Genomic DNA, 17110 nt, shown 5'->3' on the forward strand with positions numbered 1-17110 from the left:
TTCTATTTTATACCGCCAGTTCCTTCTTCTTTTAAATAAAAATACAGAATTTTCAATTTTATCAACATAAGAAAAAAAGCAAAGAATTTTTAATTCTTTGCTTTTTGCTTTAACGAAACTATATCGAACACATAACTCACATTAATCTCCACTTTGTTGTTCTATCGTTTTCGAAACATCATCTAATCCTGACAGCACTTCCGCTCTCATTTTTACAAGCTCAGGAAACTGATAGAAGAAAGTAATTTTCTTATATTTTAACTCTGTACCTTCTTTCACCTTTTTTGAATCTTGTAAAATGAACGCTGTAAATGTATCTGCGATATCTTCCGTTACATTTGTTGTTCCATACAGCGATACAAAATCATCATGCTTTTCTTTATAAAATTCAACTTGTGCCTCTTCACTTTCTTCTACTTTCTTTTCTGTCCACTCTTGCTCAATTGGTTTCCAAAATTCATTATAAAATTGGTTAATATACGAACTTTTTCTCACACATCCATTTTTCACGAACAGCGTTTTACATTTGTTTCGATATGATGAAATGTCTTTCTCTTCATCAAACGCCTCTAAATACTTTCTATCCACTGGTACTTGTTTATTTCCAATCGTTAATACGTGAGCCGTTTCATGAATTAATGTTTTCATCACTTCATCTATATTCACCCCAGAATCAAGCACGTCTAAACTAAGCACCCAATCTCTCGGGTCATCCATACTTGGCATGACATGAGCAACAACGCCGTCATAACCATCCGTTATTAGATCAAACCCTGTTATATTCTCACGATATTTCACTGGAATGAGAGTGCGATACATGTCCCATAAATTTTCATGATACTCTCTATCTTGCCGCTGGCTTAACAAATCATCTTTTGCTTCTTCGTCATCTGCAAAAGCTTTATTCAATCTTTTACGATCTAATTTCTCAAAATAAGGATCTACAATTTCATCATCATCGATATAATAAGAAGCTAAAAAAAAGTAATTATCATCCTCTTCTTTTTTCTGTTCCGCCTCTTTCATATTCATACTTTCATACTCTTCTATGTCATAATCCTCTACTTTTTCAAGTTCTGAAAGTCCCTCTATCTTTTTATATACTTTTTGTAATGTTTTATCTCCTATTTGCGTGCACTCTTCTTCTGTTTTACAAATTTCTTTTTCTTTCGTAACCTCGAGAGCACTATCGCATCCTGCAACTAAACTGCTTGCTATAATACAACATACTAACTTGCCATATAGTTCCTTCATACAATCCCCCATTACTCCATTCTACAAAATATCATAATCATTTTTTTGCGAATATGCGATAATTAATTATAAAAACTGCAAGGAGGCTTCTCATGATTCGTGCAATCTTATTCGACTTAGATGGAACACTATTAGATCGGCGCCAATCTTTAGAACAATTTATTTGTGAGCAATATAATCGCTTCTCCTCACATTTGATGAGTATAGAGAAATCAAAGTATTGTTCTAGATTTCTCGAACTCGATAATAATGGCTATACGTGGAAAGATAAAGTATATGCTACTCTCCTTTCCGAATATAACATTACTACTTTAACGCACGAGCAACTGCTGCACGACTACATTACAAACTTCCAACATCATTGTATTCCTTTCAAAAACACGCATGAACTACTTCAACAGTTAAAACAGCGAGACATTAAAATTGGTATTATTACAAACGGTTTTACTGATTTTCAGATGAGCAACCTTCGAGCACTACATATACATACGTATGCAAACACCATTCTCGTTTCAGAAGCTGAAGGAATTAAAAAACCTCATCCTGAAATTTTCGAACGTGCTTTGCAAAGACTAGATGTTAAGGCAGAAGAATGTCTTTATGTTGGAGATCATCCAGAAAACGATGTGCTTGGTTCTGAACAAGTAGGGATTCTTGGTGTTTGGAAAAAAGATTCGTTTTGGGGTGATTTTAAGCATTCACGTATCGTAGATGATTTGTTGGAGGTGCTTTCGTTTTTAGAAGTGGAGATTAATCAGCCCTCACCAATCGGGCTTTTACGGACAAATAACGGGATAAAAACACAATAATAGTAATTAAATTATATCAATGATTTTCACAACATATCGATTTACTGAAAAAAAATAAAAATAATAATAGGAGGTGTTGTTCAAAAACGCCTTCTATTATTATTCATACACTGTAAACTGTGGTTTACTCGGATGATCTTTTACTAGCGCATCATCTGGAAACTTTGAAACTTTTTGATATAAGGCAATGTCACCGATACAACCTGCTGTTAGTAGAATTCCTAAAAATGAGAGTAGCTCCAGATTCATAACTAATCCCAATACAATTGGCAAAATTCCAGTTGGTAAAAATGGAAGCATTAACACTTTCTTCATTTGCTTTACTGTAACCGCCTGTTTAGAATGAGCATATGCAACACCTAATTTCCAATTAACGCCCCATTTTAGTTCACTCCACGGAACACCTCCGATATAGCGAAAGCCAATTAAATGTATCGCTTCATGAATACAAACGAGAACAATTATTGCTATAATAAAAAGAAACATCGTTAATAATGTAACTTCAACTTGAACCCCACCTGAAAGAAATATATGTAAATAACCAATTCCAAACGCCAAAGCAATTATTATAAAAAATAAAGAAAAGTTTAATTTAACCATCGAAACAGTAACAGTCGTTTCTTTTCTTTTATCCATCTTCCCCCTCCTAAAATGTAAAGATATATTTACATTTATTCTTACATACAAAAAAAGAAACCGGCTACTTTACTTCGTAAAACAGCCGATTTCTTCTATATGTTTCATCGTACGCGCTAATACGTCATCGCGCATTATAAAGCTAAATTTTCTATTCGTTTTAATGTTGTCAGGAATGTCTTTTAATAAAACAGACCCTTTCGTTTCTTCGTAATGCGTATGTTCTTCTACCGCACTAATTGTTGCAAAATAAATGTTTTTAATGATTATTTTGTCTTTTCCAGATACTTTGTATTGTCCTAAGTAAGTTAAATCAGAAACTATGCCGCCGGTTTCTTCATGAACCTCTCGAACTGCCGCTTCTTCCGGTGTTTCCCCTAGTTCTACTTTACCACCTGGAAATTCAAGACCGCGACGTAAATGATGCGTTAATAACCATTGATCCCCGTACCGGCATACAACCCAAACATGCTTTGGCTCAGGAGAAAATGGATAACGTTCAAACGATAATTGTACAGTGTTGTGGTAATAATCTTTAAATTTGTACATGCCATTACTCCCCTATTGATGGTTACAAGTTTTTCCTACCACAAATTGTAGCATATTCTCGCTTTTCTGCATAATATTATCCAATTACAATCCATTGATTATTCCCATTTGCGCGACTAATTCTTTCGTCTCATGATTTCCTAAATCGTAAATCATTCTATATGCTTTTTGTAGTTGTTCATCATATCGGTCATTATTTGAATCGTGATGATACTCAACAAATGGAACGTGGGAGCGTACAAATGAACCTAAATCTTCTACATATGCTTGATCGAAGTGCTCTCTTAATTCCGTAATTTCCTCATCATTTGCATAAATTTCAAAATTATACGTATCCGCCGTCTTCACTTGTGAAATTTGACCATTTCCTATTGATATATAATATGTTTTTTTCGTTTCCATGTAACACCCTTCTTTCATCCTTTTATTTTCTATTGTTTTCATCAATTACAAAATTATGTAAAATAAAGAAAAGGAGGGGTTTTATGTTCAAAATATTAATTATCGGTATTATCATCGTCCTAATCATCCTCGTACTCTCCATCATGACAATTAATAAAGGCTATGCTTATAAACATTCCGTCGATAAACTAGAAGATAATCCTTATACAAAAAAGAATAAGGAAAATTCCTAATATGCTTCGTATACTCCGCATCACAATCGCACTCACTGTGTTCGTTATGTTGGCAATTGGATTATATACAGGTCAAAATAATTTTCTACCTCTTTCACAATTTCTATTAGGGGCTTTAATGTTTCTCATCGCATTTGAACAAATAAAGAAAAAGGAGGCAGCAACTGGGCTTATTTGTATTATTTCCGGTGCTTTCATTTGGATTGTTCTCATCATTAGCTATATAAAATAAAAGGAGGTACATGCATGCTAAAAGGAGTACGGATTACTTTATCACTTATTGCTTTATGTATAGCAATCTATAGTTTCTTTACTAGTAATAGAGAAATTATGCCTTATATGTTCATCTTTTTAGGGATGATGGCTTTCGTTATTAGTATAGAGGAAATCTTAAAACAGCAAAAAGGTGGTAGTATACTTGCTCTGTTAGCAGGAGCTGGTGCTTTATTTCTTGGCTGCTCAGAAATATTTCGATAAATAGTCTCTTTAAAGGAGGTATACAATGCTAACTGGATTACGCTATTTTTTCATGCTTCTCACACTCTCTCTTTGCACTTATTCTCTTGCTACCGACAACTTCACACTTCTCCCATACATGCAATTTGCTCTCAGTTGTTTCTTTATTCTTCTAGGAATTAATGAACTGAAATCCGGAAGAAAATCAATGGGTATCTCGCATTTTTTCGTTTCTAGTCTTATGCTCTTCATTGTAATATCGAACTACTTTCACTAAAGATAACATGTAATTTCCAATCACCTACTGACCATTACCTCTCACTAATTTGGATTTTTTAAACAGTTAATAAATTGGAGGATACTATGCTAACAAACCTTCGAATCTTACTATCTGCTATTGCTTTTATTCTTGCTTTTTTTAGTCTTTTTACACGAATTTCTATTCTTTTCTCTTATGTATTTATCCTTTTAAGCATCACATTTATTCTTTCGGGAGTTGCTGAAATACAACAAAAGCAAAAATCGAAAGCTATCTTTTGTTTTATAATTGGGATAATCACTTTCTTCGTTGGGATTTCTGACATACTTCCATAAAAAAGAAGAGCTTGTGTGCTCTTCTTTAACTCACTACTTTCAATCCAATAATCGTCCCCATAATCCCAACAATACAAATAATCCGAAAAGCGTTTTTAGGTTCTTGAAAAAATAAAATACCGACAACTGCTGCCCCGAGCGTTCCGATTCCAGTCCAAACTGCATATGCGATCGATAACTGAATTTCTTGAAGCGCCATCGTTAAAAATTGAAAACTAATAATAAAACCACCTATTAAAATAATATTATTCGTCCAACTATTATTTTTTGCTACTTTCTTTATCCCAATTACACCGACAATTTCAAAGAGCCCAGCTATAATTAAATAGATCCATGCCACTTTATTTCACCTCTTCCTTATTCCCACTAAATTTCAATCCGATAATAAATAGTGCCAATAAGCAAACGAGGAAAACTTTGATGAGCGAAAATGGTTCTTTGAAATATAAAATATCTACCAATATCGTTCCAACTGTACCAATCCCAGTAAATACTGCATATGCCGTACCAATTGGAATTTTTTTAGTTGCTTCAATTAGTAGTTGAAAGCTCACTAAAATTGCAATGAGTGTCAAAATACTCATTGAATTTGTTTTTAATCCTGTCGCCCAATATATTTCAATTAAGCCCCCAAATACTAAATACATCCACGCCCTATTTATGCTAATCTCCTTTTTCTTTTTCACTTCTTCTTTTATCTCTTCTCTTGTTTCTTGTTTCGAAGAATTACGCTTCTTTTTCGGAAAAAGAATGTAAGACATCGCCCATATAAAATGAATAATAAGCACTGATGTCCAGACACTTGTAATCGTATTAATCGTTTCATTTTTATAAAATCCAATTTGTTTATTTAAAATCCACTCTTTCATATGAAGGAAATAGGAACCGCTTGGCAACTCTTGAGCTGGTACAAGCCCTACTATAAAAATAAATAGAAGCTGTGCAAAAATGAAAATCCCCAGATGCTTATAAAAATATTGCCTCTCCATCCGCGCATGCTTAATTCCATATAGCTTCTCTTTTCCCGCGCCAGTCATTTACCCTCCTCCTTTTTTAAATAACAATCTATCATCTTTTCTATATAATTCATCGTTTCTAAATCAAGTCCGTATACTCTTGCAATCTCTCCCTCTTCAGGTTTAATTAAATCCCAATACTTATTTATTAATTGTTCATCTTCATGAAATACGTGCATTGAAAAAGCCACTACCCTTTCCGCTAACATTTGAATTTCCGGTGAATCTACTGGTTCATTTATACGCTGACGAATTTCTCTTAATACTTGTAACCATTCTTTTGTTCTTTCATCGTTTTCTTCAAGTGTTGGTAAATCCTCTATAACCTTCTGTTCTTCCTCCATAAAATATTTTTGTCGGAAATTTTCTCTCTGCTCAATTCCCTGTACTGATTTTATGAATAACATTAAATCTTCTGTTTTAAGCTCTCCTGTTAATTCAATGGAATGAAATGCTGTATATAATAGTTTTTCTAAGTCCTTTAATCTTTTTACTTCCGCTTGTATTGTTTGAATTTCATTTTGAATTGCACTTTTCCATCTTTCTTCTGAATTCCCCTTTTCCTCTTTTAACACTTTTTTTATTTCCGAAAGCTTAAAACCAAGCTTTTTAAACGTTGTTATTTGTTACAATGTAATTACATCATCTTTTGAATAGTAACGATATCCTGACTCAGCAACGTACGACGGTTTTAATAATCCAATTTCCTCATAATATCTAAGTGTTCTCGTCGTTACATTCGTTTCTTTTGAAATTTCACCAATGCTATACTTATCCATCGTTTCCTCCTCACGCCTTATTTATCTTCACTATAAACTTTGACGTATACGTTAAAGTCAATACTCCATTCACACAAAAAACTCCTGTTTTTCAAACAGGAGCTCTCATTAATATATTCACCTACTGCCTTTCATTTCTTAAAAATGCTCATAAGTGAAACTCATTGTTTTTCTATAAAACCTGTACTTTTCTCTTTTACAAATAAAAAAACTGCCCTTTAACAGGCAGTTTTTCTTTATCCAAACACTTTCTCAAGTTCATCTTTATCTTGGCTTAACCAGAAGTTCATTAAGCGTTGTGCTCCTTCTAAGTCGTGAAGCTTCGCTTGACCACATTGTGTTTCATTTGCAGCTGGAATTTCTGTAATTTGAACCGCATCTTTTAATGTTAGTTCTAATAAATCAATAATTTCTCGTACTGTCGGTGTTCCGCTTACTACAAGATAATATCCTGTTTGGCAGCCCATCGGTGAAATATCGATAATATCAAAGTGCGGATAACGATCAATATATTTACGTAAATTAAATGCTAATAAATGCTCTAACGTATGAATAACATCTGGTTTCATTGCTTGTTTATTCGGTTGGCAGAAACGAATATCAAATTTATTTACAATACCGTCACTACCTACATTGTGAACTCCGCAATGTCTTACATAAGGTGCCTTTACAATCGTATGATCTAATTCAAAGCTTTCTACTGATGGCATACAACATCTCTCCCGCTTTTAATTTAATTCCGTTATATCCAATATGATATAACGGAAATGCACATTAGTAAAGTATTATGTACAGTCGTGCTATAATACTTTAAGAGTATGCTGAAAAGGAGACCATTATGAAACAGATTTTTATTGGGATTATACGCTTTTATCAAAAGTTCATTTCTCCGATGACACCACCAACATGCCGCTTTTATCCAACTTGTTCTCATTACGGATTAGAGGCGTTTCAAAAACATGGTGCACTCAAAGGTTTTTGGCTTACTTGTAAGCGTATATTAAAATGTCACCCTTTCCACCCGGGAGGATTTGATCCTGTCCCAGATAAAAAGGATGACAAAGTAAATTCTTAATTGTCGTAACCATTCACAACTAAATCTAATTTTCCTGTATCAGGATCTATAACAAGACCGTGAACAGGTACTTCTTCTGGAAGTAATGGATGGTTGCGAAGTATCGATACGCTATGCTCTACACTTTCTTCTACACTAGAGAACCCTTGTAGGAATCTTTCTAAATCGATTCCAGAATAACGGAGTGTATCTAATTTCTCATTTGTTATACCCCGCTCTTTCATCTTCTCAATTGTACTGCTTGCTTGAATTTTTGCCATACCGCAATCGTGGTGACCAACTACACAAACTTCATCAGCACCAAGTTCATATACAGCAACTAAAATACTACGCATAATACTTCCGAATGGATGTGAGATAACAGCTCCTGCTACTTTAATAATTTTCACATCACCGTTACGCATATTCATTGCTTTTGGTAATAATTCAACAAGACGAGTATCCATACAAGAGATAATTACCATTTTTTTATTCGGGAATTTTCCCGTTTCATACTCTTCGTATCTTTTCTCTTCAACAAATTTTTCATTGTATTGTAAAATCTCTTCTAATGACTTCATAGTAAAGAACCGATACGATAAACTTAACTAAATCTATACAATTCAATCAAATTTACACAAGTTAGTGCTTCATCGTGTTCTCGCAGCCCCAAAGGGACGAGGGGTATAACACTCCACACGAGGCAGTATCGTTACCTCCTATTATCAAGCATTTATTTTACCCATCTTGATAAATTTATCGACGCATTTACATCCCTATCGTGATGGCTATTGCATGAAGCACAACACCATTCACGAATCTTTAAACTCCACTGTCCTTCTGGTTGAACTGAATGGTCGTATTTTACGCCGCAATATGAGCAAATCTTACTTGAAGCGAACCATTTATCAGCTTTTACATACTCAATGCCGTACTTCTCACACTTGTATGATAAACATTGAAAGAAGAAGTGTAATTTTTGAAATGAAAATGCTTTCGATAGTTTTTTGTTTTTTAACAGGTTAGAAATAGATAAGTCTTCCACAACAATCCTCATTGGTTTGGTTTTCACCAATTTAGCTGTTGCTTGATGGATATGGTTATTTCGGATATTCGTAATTTTCCTAGATAACCGCAGGTGCTCAGCTTTCGCTTTTTCATATCCGGTAGATTGAATTTTCACACCTTTTTTAAATCTCCTAGACATATCTCTTTGCGCTGACTTTTTCCTTTTCAAAAGTTTTTTAACCTTGGCATCTTTGTTTATATTTCGTTCTTTCGTACCATTAGAAGCTACAAACAGCTCTTTTAAACCAACATCCACACCAATCGACTCATCGGTTAGTTCTTGTGATTCAAAGTCTTCTTGGAACCCTACACTAATCCACCAGTGACGACCGTCAAAGGTAACTCTTGGATTGGATGGTTTTTTGTTTCTTGGTAGTTGTTGGCTTGTTTTCACTTCTCCAATAGACTGAATATGAACTACTTTCTTTCCTATAATCAGTCTTTCATAATTGGCATAAAATCCTTGGATTAAATCTTTTTTGGATTTATAAGAAGTGTGAGAACCATTTTTGTACTTTTTGAACGAATTTTTTCTCGCCGTATCAAAATCTTTTGAAGCCTGTTTGGGAACTTGTGCATTGATGTCATTTAACCACTCATATCTCTTTCGCTTCTTGATCTTTGTAAATCGTTTCTGTAAAGCTAACTGTGAAACAGATTTTCCAAATAGCTTATAATATCTATCACTCATTCTTTTACAATAGTTATAAGCAAATCTTGCAGCACCAGCATGGTTTCTAAGCACTTTTTCTTGTTCAGGCGTTGGGATTAGTCTAACTTTCTTCGCCAATATCATCAGAAGTCTACTCCTTTACTGTGCGATTATTCAGGCACTCACCTTTCAGATAATGAAAGATTTGTTCTTCTGAATAGTAGCGTGTTCCACCAGCATTCTCCTGAGACTACTCGGATGCAAACCTGTTAATTCTGATACTTGACTAACTCGTAAAAATTTCATTATTATTCTTACCTCATTGAATCTAACATAGAACATACGTTCGATATATTCAATGAGGTTTGATAGATTTAATTAAATGTATCTCGTTCAACTAAGGGCGCAATTCCTTAGCCAGTTCTCTTATGAACTTCTCATGTTTTCACATGAGCGCAGACTATATGTTTATCTCTTTAGAGATAGAGGATTTTTCCATCACCATAGGCTTGTGATGTACTCTCGTCAGTTACACGAGATAGTCGTTGAACGTTCATCTTATCCATTTTGACTTAGATGATTCGATGCGGAAGACCCATTGTTCTAGTGTTTAGGATTTAACCTTGCACCATCTGATTGATTTTTTCTGCTTTCGCAACATTCACGCTCGCTATTTCTAGCCACGTTGTAGTTCAATCAGCTTTAGGGATTGCCCGCAGTTAACCCTCACTACTAGCCAATCACTTGACTAGCAGGGCTTACTGATATATTTAATTAACTTTCGTTATAATTGGTTAAATAAATCGTAACAGTTAGTTACCCTCTTTTCTCTCATTTACATTACTTATATAGTGTACCAAAATATGAAAAACTCAAAAAGGATATCGCTTTATATTAAAAATAAGATGTTTTCAGATAATCGACATAATTCTTTCAAAATATACACACAGCTTTGTAACAAGTCTCACATACTTTAAACGTATTTTCACTATAAACTGATTGTAGATAATGTAAAAAAGGAGTGAATATTTATTATGTCCGACGTTCTGTTACTGAGTCGTTTTCAATTTGCAATTACTATTTTTTATCACTTTTTATTTGTACCTTTGACAATCGGACTTGTTATTTTGGTAGCATGTATGGAGACTCAATACGCCCGCACATTGAATCCAACATACCGCAAAATGGCAAATTTCTGGGGTAAATTATTTACAATTAACTTCGTAATGGGGATTATAACCGGGATTACGATGGAATTCCAATTTGGAACAAACTGGTCTGAGTACTCCAAATATATGGGAGATATTTTCGGATCACCTCTCGCAATCGAAGCACTTGTTGCCTTCTTCTTAGAATCTACTTTCATGGGAATATGGTTATTCGGTAAAGACAAAATTTCACCAAAGTTTCGTGCCTTCTGTATGTGGATGGTTGCACTTGGAACAAATATTTCCGCCCTTTGGATTATTACAGCAAATGGTTTTATGCAAAACCCTGTTGGCTATGTAGTACGTAACGGTCGCGCTGAATTAAATGATTTCTGGGCACTCGTTACGAATCCATACGCTTGGAATATGTTCTTTCATACTGTAGTTGGTTGTTATATCGTAGGTTCTTTCTTCGTTATGGCAATTAGTGCCTATCACTTATTACGTAAAAATGAAGTAGAATTCTTCAAAAAATCATTTAAGTTTGGTTTAATGTTAGGCTTATTCGCCGCAACAATTACACCGTTTATGGGACATCAATCTGGTGTATCAGCAGCTAAATATCAACCCGCAAAAGGAGCTGCGATGGAAGCAGTTTGGGAAACTGGAAAAGGACAAGGCTTCTCAATTGTTCAAATTCCTGATGTGAAAAATGAAAAGAACTTGGAATTCCTTACGATTCCAAAACTCGGAAGCTTCTTCTATACAAACTCATTTGATGGCGAAATTGTCGGTTTAAAAGATATTCCGAAAGATGAACGTCCAAATGTTAACCTCGTGTATTATAGCTTCCGCTTAATGGTTGCACTTGGTATGTTCTTTATGGTATTAACTTGGTACGGCTTCTATTTAAACCGAAAAGGAAAACTAGAAAACTCAAAACGCTATTTAAAAATTACAATATGGTCTGTCTTACTTCCTTATATTGCGATTAATGCAGGATGGATTGTCGCTGAAGTAGGTCGTCAACCATGGACAGTATATAAACTAATGCGTACAGCGGAATCTGTATCGCCTATATCAGTTCCACAAATTTGGTTCTCATTAATTAGTTTAATTTTGTTCTACACTTTACTTTTAATCGCAGACGTATACTTAATGCTGAAGTTCGCGAAAAAAGGACCTGCAGCATTAGAAGAACCTGCTACTGAGGGAGGTGTAGCCCATGTCTCATGATATGCTTGCAATCATCTGGTTCGGTTTATGGGGCGTGATTTGGACAGTTTACTTCATTCTTGACGGGTATGCACTTGGTAACGGAATGATTTTTCCCTTCGTTACGAAAGACCGACAAGAACGAAATCAATTACAAGAAGCAATTGGCCCGTTCTGGGGCGGTAATGAAGTATGGTTGATTACAGCTGGTGGCGCAACATTTGCTGCCTTCCCAGTCACATATGCTAATATGTTTAGCTATTTATATACACCATTATTCTTAGTATTACTTGCACTGTTTGCTCGTGCCGCTGGACTAGAATTCATGCATAAAGATGATTCACCAATTTGGCAAAAAACTTGTAAATGGGCATTTGCAATTGGCAGTTTCCTAATCGCCTTCTTATTCGGTGTTACATTCGCTAACTTGTATTATGGACTACAAATCGGAAAAAATGGCTATGAAGGAAATTTGCTTAGCTTATTAAACCATTACGGTATATTAGGTGGTCTTTTCTTCACTGCTATATTTGTCGTATCCGGTGCCCTTTGGGTCATGATTAAAACGACTGGTGAAGTATCTGATCGTGCTTATAAAATCGCAAGACCGTTTTCAATGGCAGCTGCTATCATTTTAGCTATCTTCTATGTAGCAACTGCTAATCGGACAAACTTATTCCAAAACTTTACGGAATATCCGGTACTATTCATTCTTCCAGTACTTGCAATGTTAATGAGTGTACTCGCACTTATTATGGTGTACAAACATAAAATTGGCCTTGCATTCACATTCATTTGCCTAACAATCGCAATGTTTATGACAACTGGCTTTGCAGGTATGTTCCCAAGAATGTTACCATCTCGTATTAACGATGCATACAGTACAACGTTATACAACGCAGCTGGTAGTCAATTAAACTTAAAAATTATGTTCTTCGTTGCAATGGTCATGGTACCAATCGTTATTGGATATCAGCTTTGGAGCTATAGTATCTTTAAAAATAAAATTCATAAAGACTCTGCTAAAGGGTATCACTAAGGTAAAAAAAGACACTTCATTTGAAGTGTCTTTTTTATACGTATGATTTTCGATAAGATGTTATATTTCTAATCTAACAACTATACTACAGAAGAATCATTAACAGCTCACAGCTAGATTGTAGCACAGGACAAGTTCATCATTTTATGCAACTTTGCATATCACACTATAAAGTAAACTGTATTCCCTGATCATTCGCATCATTATCCCATACATCAGCTGTACTAATCCCGCTAAATGTTTGTACTTTCATTCCTGTATTTGATGATCCGGATCCATTATAAGCCTTTGTCTTTTCAATCGGCTGTACGTTATATTTGTCACCTACATTAATTGTTCCATTGCAATTTTCAATAATAACACCTTCCACAACTGCCGGCATTTTGTCACCCACTTTCATTTCTTTACTTTTATTTTATGAAAATCGCCTAGAAAAATAGCATGTTTTAATAAGAAAAAGCACTCAATTTGAGTGCTTTTTCTTTAAGCATAAAGACAAGTTTGGAGACAGTTGACTTCTTCAAAATTTTATTAGGGGTAATATTTTGAAAAAGAAAGCCTTTCATATGTAGATTAACACCACTGGAATATATAGTAAATTGATAATGTTTATACGGAAGATTGCTAATGTTTAGTATAGATAGTTTACACTATGCTAACAGTGAAAACTATCTATACTAATAAAAAAAGGTGCCTTCAAAAAAGACAACTTTCAAAAACAGACACTATAAAACAGAATTATTTATTGTTATATGATTGTTAGATACAAAAAGTAGAGGGAAATGTTTGTATTAAATTCTGCTTTATAAAGTCTGTCTACAACTTATATTGTAATCCTCTGCCTTTGAAAAAAAATATAATATGCACAATTGCATACAAAAAGAAAAAGCACTCTACTGAGTGCCTTTTCAACCATTTTACTTTTAATATATCGCTTTGAATATATTGTAACATACGTATCTATATATTTTATTGAGAAAATTCAAAATCCTTTTTCTTTCATTTTCAATTATAAAATCATGTAATATAAAAGGTATGTCAAATTCTTATACAAGTTGAGGTGTACTATATTTATGATGTATTTTGGAATTATTCCTCTTATACTGTTTATTATTTTTCTTATCTCGTATTTAAAAGATCCGCGAAAAATAATAAACGGCTTTTTATTTAATGCCTTTATCTGTTCATTTCTATTATTTTGCGCTATAGCCTCATTTGAGTCTGGTAATAACGATTTACATTTTATCGTTATCATCCCCATGTTAGCACTACTTGTAATGATACCTTTTGCTATAGTCGCTTTAATGTTCGGACTTTTTCTTAATGCAAAAATTTTAATGCAACGTGAAGGAAGGCGTTTCACAAACTCTTTAACTTTAATTGCTGCTTTAGGGATTTTATTCTTTATAATGCTCCCTATCATAAACCCAGCAAGTTTAGTTTCATCGCATTTAGAGCCTATTTTTGCAGCTATTTCTCTTATAAGCTTCTATTTCTTTATACACTTATCTAACTTCTTAAGCGCATATTTTTTATACCAATTCAACAGACCAAGACGTAATCAAGATTTCATTATCGTTCTTGGTAGCGGCTTAATTAATGATAAAGTACCACCATTACTTGCAAGCCGCATTAATAAAGCTATCGACTTCTATTGGAAACAAGCCGCTGTGAATACACCACCAACAATTATTTTCTCTGGTGGTCAAGGTCCAGATGAAGGCCTTCCAGAAGCAGAAGCAATGCAAAATTATGCTGTTGAAAAAGGAATTCCGCTTGAACATACAGTACAAGAAAATCGCTCTGTAAACACATATCAAAATATGTTGTTCTCTAAAGAAATTATGGATTCTTTAAAACCTGAAGGTAAATATAAAAGTATTTTTACAACGAATAATTTCCACCTTTTCCGCGCTGGTATATACGCTAGACAAGCTGGTCTTAATAGCCAAGGAATCGGGTCAAAAACTGCATTTTATTACTGGCCTAACGCAATGATTCGTGAATATGTTGCAATTGTCGTAATGGGACGTAAGCGTCATATGAAAATATGTGGAACTATTTTAGGTTTCGCTTTATTCATATCAGTACTTAGTTTTATATTTTCTTAATAGTATCCCATCCTTTGAAAGGATGGGATTTCTTATACTCATTTCAAAAATATTTTAAAGATAATATGGTGATAATATTCCCTGCATACATCCATTAAAGGAGAATTTTTTCAAATTAAATGTTAAAATGAAATTTAGGTGTGAATAACGTAACAAATAAGAAACTAGTTTGAAACGAGGAAATTATATGGAGAAAATTATCAAAAACAAGCCCAATAAGCTAAAAATTGCTTCAAAAGCTTTGATGATTATTATTGGGGCATTTATCACAGCGTACGGATTAGAAGCGGTATTAATTCCAAATAACGTATCAGACGGTGGTGTAACTGGTTTAAGTATCGTTAGTTCAAGATTATTTGGATTGCCATTAGGAGCTCTAATCGCAGTTATTAACATTCCTTTCGTTTGGTTAGGGTATAAGCAAATCGGTAAAAGCTTTGCGATTTATTCTATTATCGGAATTGCTTCATTAGCAGTAGGTACCGTTGTCATGCACGGAATACCAGCTATTATTGAAGGTGATACATTATTAGTTACAGTTGTTGGTGGTATTATCATCGGTTTTGGTATGGGACTAGCATTACGTAACGGTGGGGCATTAGATGGAATCGATATGCTTGCTGTATTGCTTTCTCGTAAGTTACCATTTGGAACGAGTGACCTTATTTTATTCTTAAACATGTTCGTATTTATTTTCGTATCAACGGTATTCGGCCTTCAAGGAGCTATCCTTTCGGCAATTGCTTACTTTATCGCTTCGAAAGTGATTCATATCGTTGAAGTTGGTTTAAGTGGTTCAAAAGCATTTAAAATCATTACAAAAGAGCCTGAATTAATGGTAGAAACAATTCGCGATCGTTTAGGCCGAAGTGCAACATATAACGAAGTATACGGTGGTTATTCAAGAGAGAAGTTCAAAGAAATTTCTTGTGTAATTAACCGTTTAGAAGAAAGTAAAATGAAAGAACTTATTAATGAAATCGATCCACACGCTTTTATTACAGTTTATGATGTAGCAGAAGTAAAAGGCGGTAATTTCAAGAAACGTGATATTCATTAATCGTTATATAAAAGAGGGTATGCCAAAATTTTGGCACACCCTCTTTTTATTATTAAGTTGCTATCGTTGTCAGTTTTTGTCGGTAAGTCGATATATTTCAATAATCGCTGATATATTTTTACTCTCCCCCCTTATGCCTAAATCGCACTAATAATAAGGAATTAATTCCCATAACAAGAAAAAAGACCAAAAAGCAACTCACACTTTTCGGTCTCTACACTATCTTCTCTTCGTAATCTTTCCTGAACCACCGACCCTCGTTTTCGGAGGAGATGTATTCCTTGGCGGGGTTTTAATAGATGATTTTGGCTTCACATCTGATCCGCTTGAACCACCTGGATTTTTCGTTATTTTCCCTTTGCTTCCAGTAGGAGGCGGAGGCGTACTACTTCCTTTTTTAGTAATACTTCCTGTATCTCCTACGGAAGGTTTCGAATCTACATGATCGCCTCGCTTAATGATAGACCCTTTTCCTTCCTTCGTAATTGGAGGAGGGGTTTTCTTTTCTTCTTTCGTAGGCGGTCTCTCTGGAATAACCGGTTTATGATTTTGTCTGTCATTATACCCGCGGTAATCACCGTACGATGATTTTCGTGAACCAAATATATCATTTAATATACTTCCCATAATATACCCTTGCAAGAAGGACGGTTGGTAATTTTGACGGACAAATTCTTTATTACTTATTTCAATTAACGTATCAGATGGTTTCTCTTTATCCTTTTGCAGGTTATAAATCTTATCAGAATAAACGAGGAACATTTGATTTTCGTCTTCTTTAGATGCTTGCTTCGGTTCTCTTTCGTTAATGAGTTCCTTCGCTACTTCAGGAACCGACCGATTGGCGGCCCTATACACGTAAGATTCTTGTTTACCTTCCTTGGCAACAGATTCAAGTGGATAACGGTCTTGAATCGACTTTGTCTGCCCGCCTTGACAACCTGATAAGGCATAACCAGCAACAACAAGTAATATAACGATAGCAAGTATAGGGATCACAAACGATTTAATCATGGTAAACAATCGGTTTGACAT

At 34.5% G+C, this 17110-nt stretch carries 21 protein-coding genes and 1 pseudogene; 10 read left to right on the top strand and 12 right to left on the bottom strand.

Going from position 1 to position 17110, the window contains the following annotated elements:
* Positions 1 to 141: 141 nt before the first annotated feature.
* On the bottom strand, positions 142 to 1254 hold the full coding sequence (locus AXW78_RS23095; RefSeq protein ID WP_061884690.1) for a regulator of G-protein signaling domain-containing protein: 1113 nt from the start codon (positions 1252 to 1254) through the stop codon (positions 142 to 144).
* 92 nt (positions 1255 to 1346) lie between these two features.
* On the opposite strand from AXW78_RS23095, the gene AXW78_RS23100 reads away from it, so the two are divergent.
* Positions 1347 to 2063, top strand: coding sequence for an HAD family hydrolase (locus AXW78_RS23100; protein WP_000617261.1), 717 nt, complete (start codon positions 1347 to 1349; stop codon positions 2061 to 2063).
* Positions 2064 to 2162: 99 nt separating this feature from the next.
* Here AXW78_RS23100 and AXW78_RS23105 read toward each other — a convergent pair whose 3' ends face one another.
* From AXW78_RS23105 to AXW78_RS23115, 3 genes are all read right to left on the bottom strand, one after another.
* Positions 2163 to 2699, bottom strand: a complete 537-nt coding sequence (locus AXW78_RS23105) for a DUF3267 domain-containing protein (protein ID WP_000361278.1) — start codon at positions 2697 to 2699, stop codon at positions 2163 to 2165.
* A gap of 69 nt (positions 2700 to 2768) precedes the next feature.
* Complete coding sequence (mutTA, locus tag AXW78_RS23110) at positions 2769 to 3248, bottom strand: antimutator 8-oxo-(dGTP/GTP)ase (protein ID WP_000276385.1); 480 nt, start codon at positions 3246 to 3248, stop codon at positions 2769 to 2771.
* A gap of 84 nt (positions 3249 to 3332) precedes the next feature.
* Entirely contained in the window at positions 3333 to 3650 is a 318-nt protein-coding gene (locus AXW78_RS23115) for a hypothetical protein (RefSeq protein ID WP_000448412.1), read from the bottom strand.
* Positions 3651 to 3733: 83 nt separating this feature from the next.
* Here AXW78_RS23115 and ytzI point away from each other — a divergent pair, with 83 nt between their 5' ends.
* The 4 genes from ytzI (at position 3734) to AXW78_RS23135 (ending at position 4933) form a co-directional block, all read left to right on the top strand.
* Entirely contained in the window at positions 3734 to 3883 is a 150-nt protein-coding gene (gene ytzI / locus AXW78_RS23120; protein ID WP_000472791.1) for a YtzI protein, read from the top strand.
* A 1-nt stretch (position 3884) separates the two neighbouring features.
* Positions 3885 to 4115, top strand: coding sequence for a DUF3953 domain-containing protein (locus AXW78_RS23125; protein ID WP_000944461.1), 231 nt, complete (start codon positions 3885 to 3887; stop codon positions 4113 to 4115).
* A 14-nt stretch (positions 4116 to 4129) separates the two neighbouring features.
* Positions 4130 to 4360 (top strand): DUF3953 domain-containing protein, encoded by a 231-nt coding sequence (locus AXW78_RS23130; RefSeq protein ID WP_061884691.1) that lies wholly within the window; start codon positions 4130 to 4132, stop codon positions 4358 to 4360.
* A gap of 342 nt (positions 4361 to 4702) precedes the next feature.
* On the top strand, positions 4703 to 4933 hold the full coding sequence (locus AXW78_RS23135; protein ID WP_061884692.1) for a DUF3953 domain-containing protein: 231 nt from the start codon (positions 4703 to 4705) through the stop codon (positions 4931 to 4933).
* A gap of 25 nt (positions 4934 to 4958) precedes the next feature.
* Here the strand turns inward: AXW78_RS23135 and AXW78_RS23140 are convergent, their stop codons facing one another.
* The 4 genes and pseudogenes from AXW78_RS23140 to luxS form a co-directional block, all read right to left on the bottom strand.
* Positions 4959 to 5273: a DMT family transporter gene (locus AXW78_RS23140; protein ID WP_000312334.1), complete on the bottom strand. Its 315-nt coding sequence runs from the start codon at positions 5271 to 5273 to the stop codon at positions 4959 to 4961.
* 1 nt (position 5274) lies between these two features.
* Positions 5275 to 5970 (bottom strand): DMT family transporter, encoded by a 696-nt coding sequence (locus tag AXW78_RS32905; protein ID WP_000145222.1) that lies wholly within the window; start codon positions 5968 to 5970, stop codon positions 5275 to 5277.
* A pseudogene (locus tag AXW78_RS23150) lies at positions 5967 to 6728 on the bottom strand (MerR family transcriptional regulator). The gene AXW78_RS32905 and the pseudogene AXW78_RS23150 overlap by 4 nt, the downstream one beginning before the upstream one ends.
* A gap of 236 nt (positions 6729 to 6964) precedes the next feature.
* Positions 6965 to 7438 carry an S-ribosylhomocysteine lyase LuxS gene (luxS, locus tag AXW78_RS23155; RefSeq protein ID WP_001141371.1) on the bottom strand — a complete coding sequence of 158 codons (474 nt, stop codon included), beginning with the start codon at positions 7436 to 7438 and terminating at the stop codon, positions 6965 to 6967.
* A gap of 128 nt (positions 7439 to 7566) precedes the next feature.
* Here luxS and yidD point away from each other — a divergent pair, with 128 nt between their 5' ends.
* Entirely contained in the window at positions 7567 to 7803 is a 237-nt protein-coding gene (gene yidD / locus AXW78_RS23160; protein ID WP_000809334.1) for a membrane protein insertion efficiency factor YidD, read from the top strand.
* On the opposite strand, the gene AXW78_RS23165 is transcribed toward yidD, so the two are convergent.
* Positions 7800 to 8363 carry a beta-class carbonic anhydrase gene (locus AXW78_RS23165; protein ID WP_000838173.1) on the bottom strand — a complete coding sequence of 188 codons (564 nt, stop codon included), beginning with the start codon at positions 8361 to 8363 and terminating at the stop codon, positions 7800 to 7802. The two genes, yidD and AXW78_RS23165, sit on opposite strands and share 4 nt — an antisense overlap.
* 152 nt (positions 8364 to 8515) lie before the next feature.
* On the bottom strand, positions 8516 to 9646 hold the full coding sequence (locus AXW78_RS23170; protein ID WP_061884693.1) for an RNA-guided endonuclease InsQ/TnpB family protein: 1131 nt from the start codon (positions 9644 to 9646) through the stop codon (positions 8516 to 8518).
* An 890-nt stretch (positions 9647 to 10536) separates the two neighbouring features.
* On the opposite strand from AXW78_RS23170, the gene cydA reads away from it, so the two are divergent.
* Positions 10537 to 11886 carry a cytochrome ubiquinol oxidase subunit I gene (cydA, locus tag AXW78_RS23175; protein WP_061884694.1) on the top strand — a complete coding sequence of 450 codons (1350 nt, stop codon included), beginning with the start codon at positions 10537 to 10539 and terminating at the stop codon, positions 11884 to 11886.
* The gene (cydB, locus tag AXW78_RS23180) at positions 11876 to 12904 is read left to right on the top strand and encodes a cytochrome d ubiquinol oxidase subunit II (protein ID WP_000017660.1); all 1029 of its coding nucleotides are present in this window, start codon (positions 11876 to 11878) and stop codon (positions 12902 to 12904) included. The genes cydA and cydB overlap by 11 nt, the downstream gene beginning before the upstream one ends.
* Before the next feature lie 166 nt (positions 12905 to 13070).
* Here cydB and AXW78_RS23185 read toward each other — a convergent pair whose 3' ends face one another.
* A complete protein-coding gene (locus AXW78_RS23185) occupies positions 13071 to 13304 on the bottom strand; it encodes a spore germination protein (RefSeq protein ID WP_002001299.1) in 234 nt (77 codons plus the stop codon).
* Between the two features lie 676 nt (positions 13305 to 13980).
* Between AXW78_RS23185 and AXW78_RS23190 the strand changes: the two genes are divergently transcribed.
* Entirely contained in the window at positions 13981 to 15015 is a 1035-nt protein-coding gene (locus AXW78_RS23190) for a YdcF family protein (RefSeq protein ID WP_033690171.1), read from the top strand.
* Between the two features lie 187 nt (positions 15016 to 15202).
* A complete protein-coding gene (locus tag AXW78_RS23195) occupies positions 15203 to 16075 on the top strand; it encodes a YitT family protein (RefSeq protein WP_000411244.1) in 873 nt (290 codons plus the stop codon).
* A 219-nt stretch (positions 16076 to 16294) separates the two neighbouring features.
* On the opposite strand, the gene AXW78_RS23200 is transcribed toward AXW78_RS23195, so the two are convergent.
* Complete coding sequence (locus tag AXW78_RS23200; protein WP_000071188.1) at positions 16295 to 17110, bottom strand: DUF4247 domain-containing protein; 816 nt, start codon at positions 17108 to 17110, stop codon at positions 16295 to 16297.

Origin of the sequence: Bacillus thuringiensis (genome assembly GCF_001595725.1) — a bacterium.
GTDB lineage: Bacteria > Bacillota > Bacilli > Bacillales > Bacillaceae_G > Bacillus_A > Bacillus_A thuringiensis_K.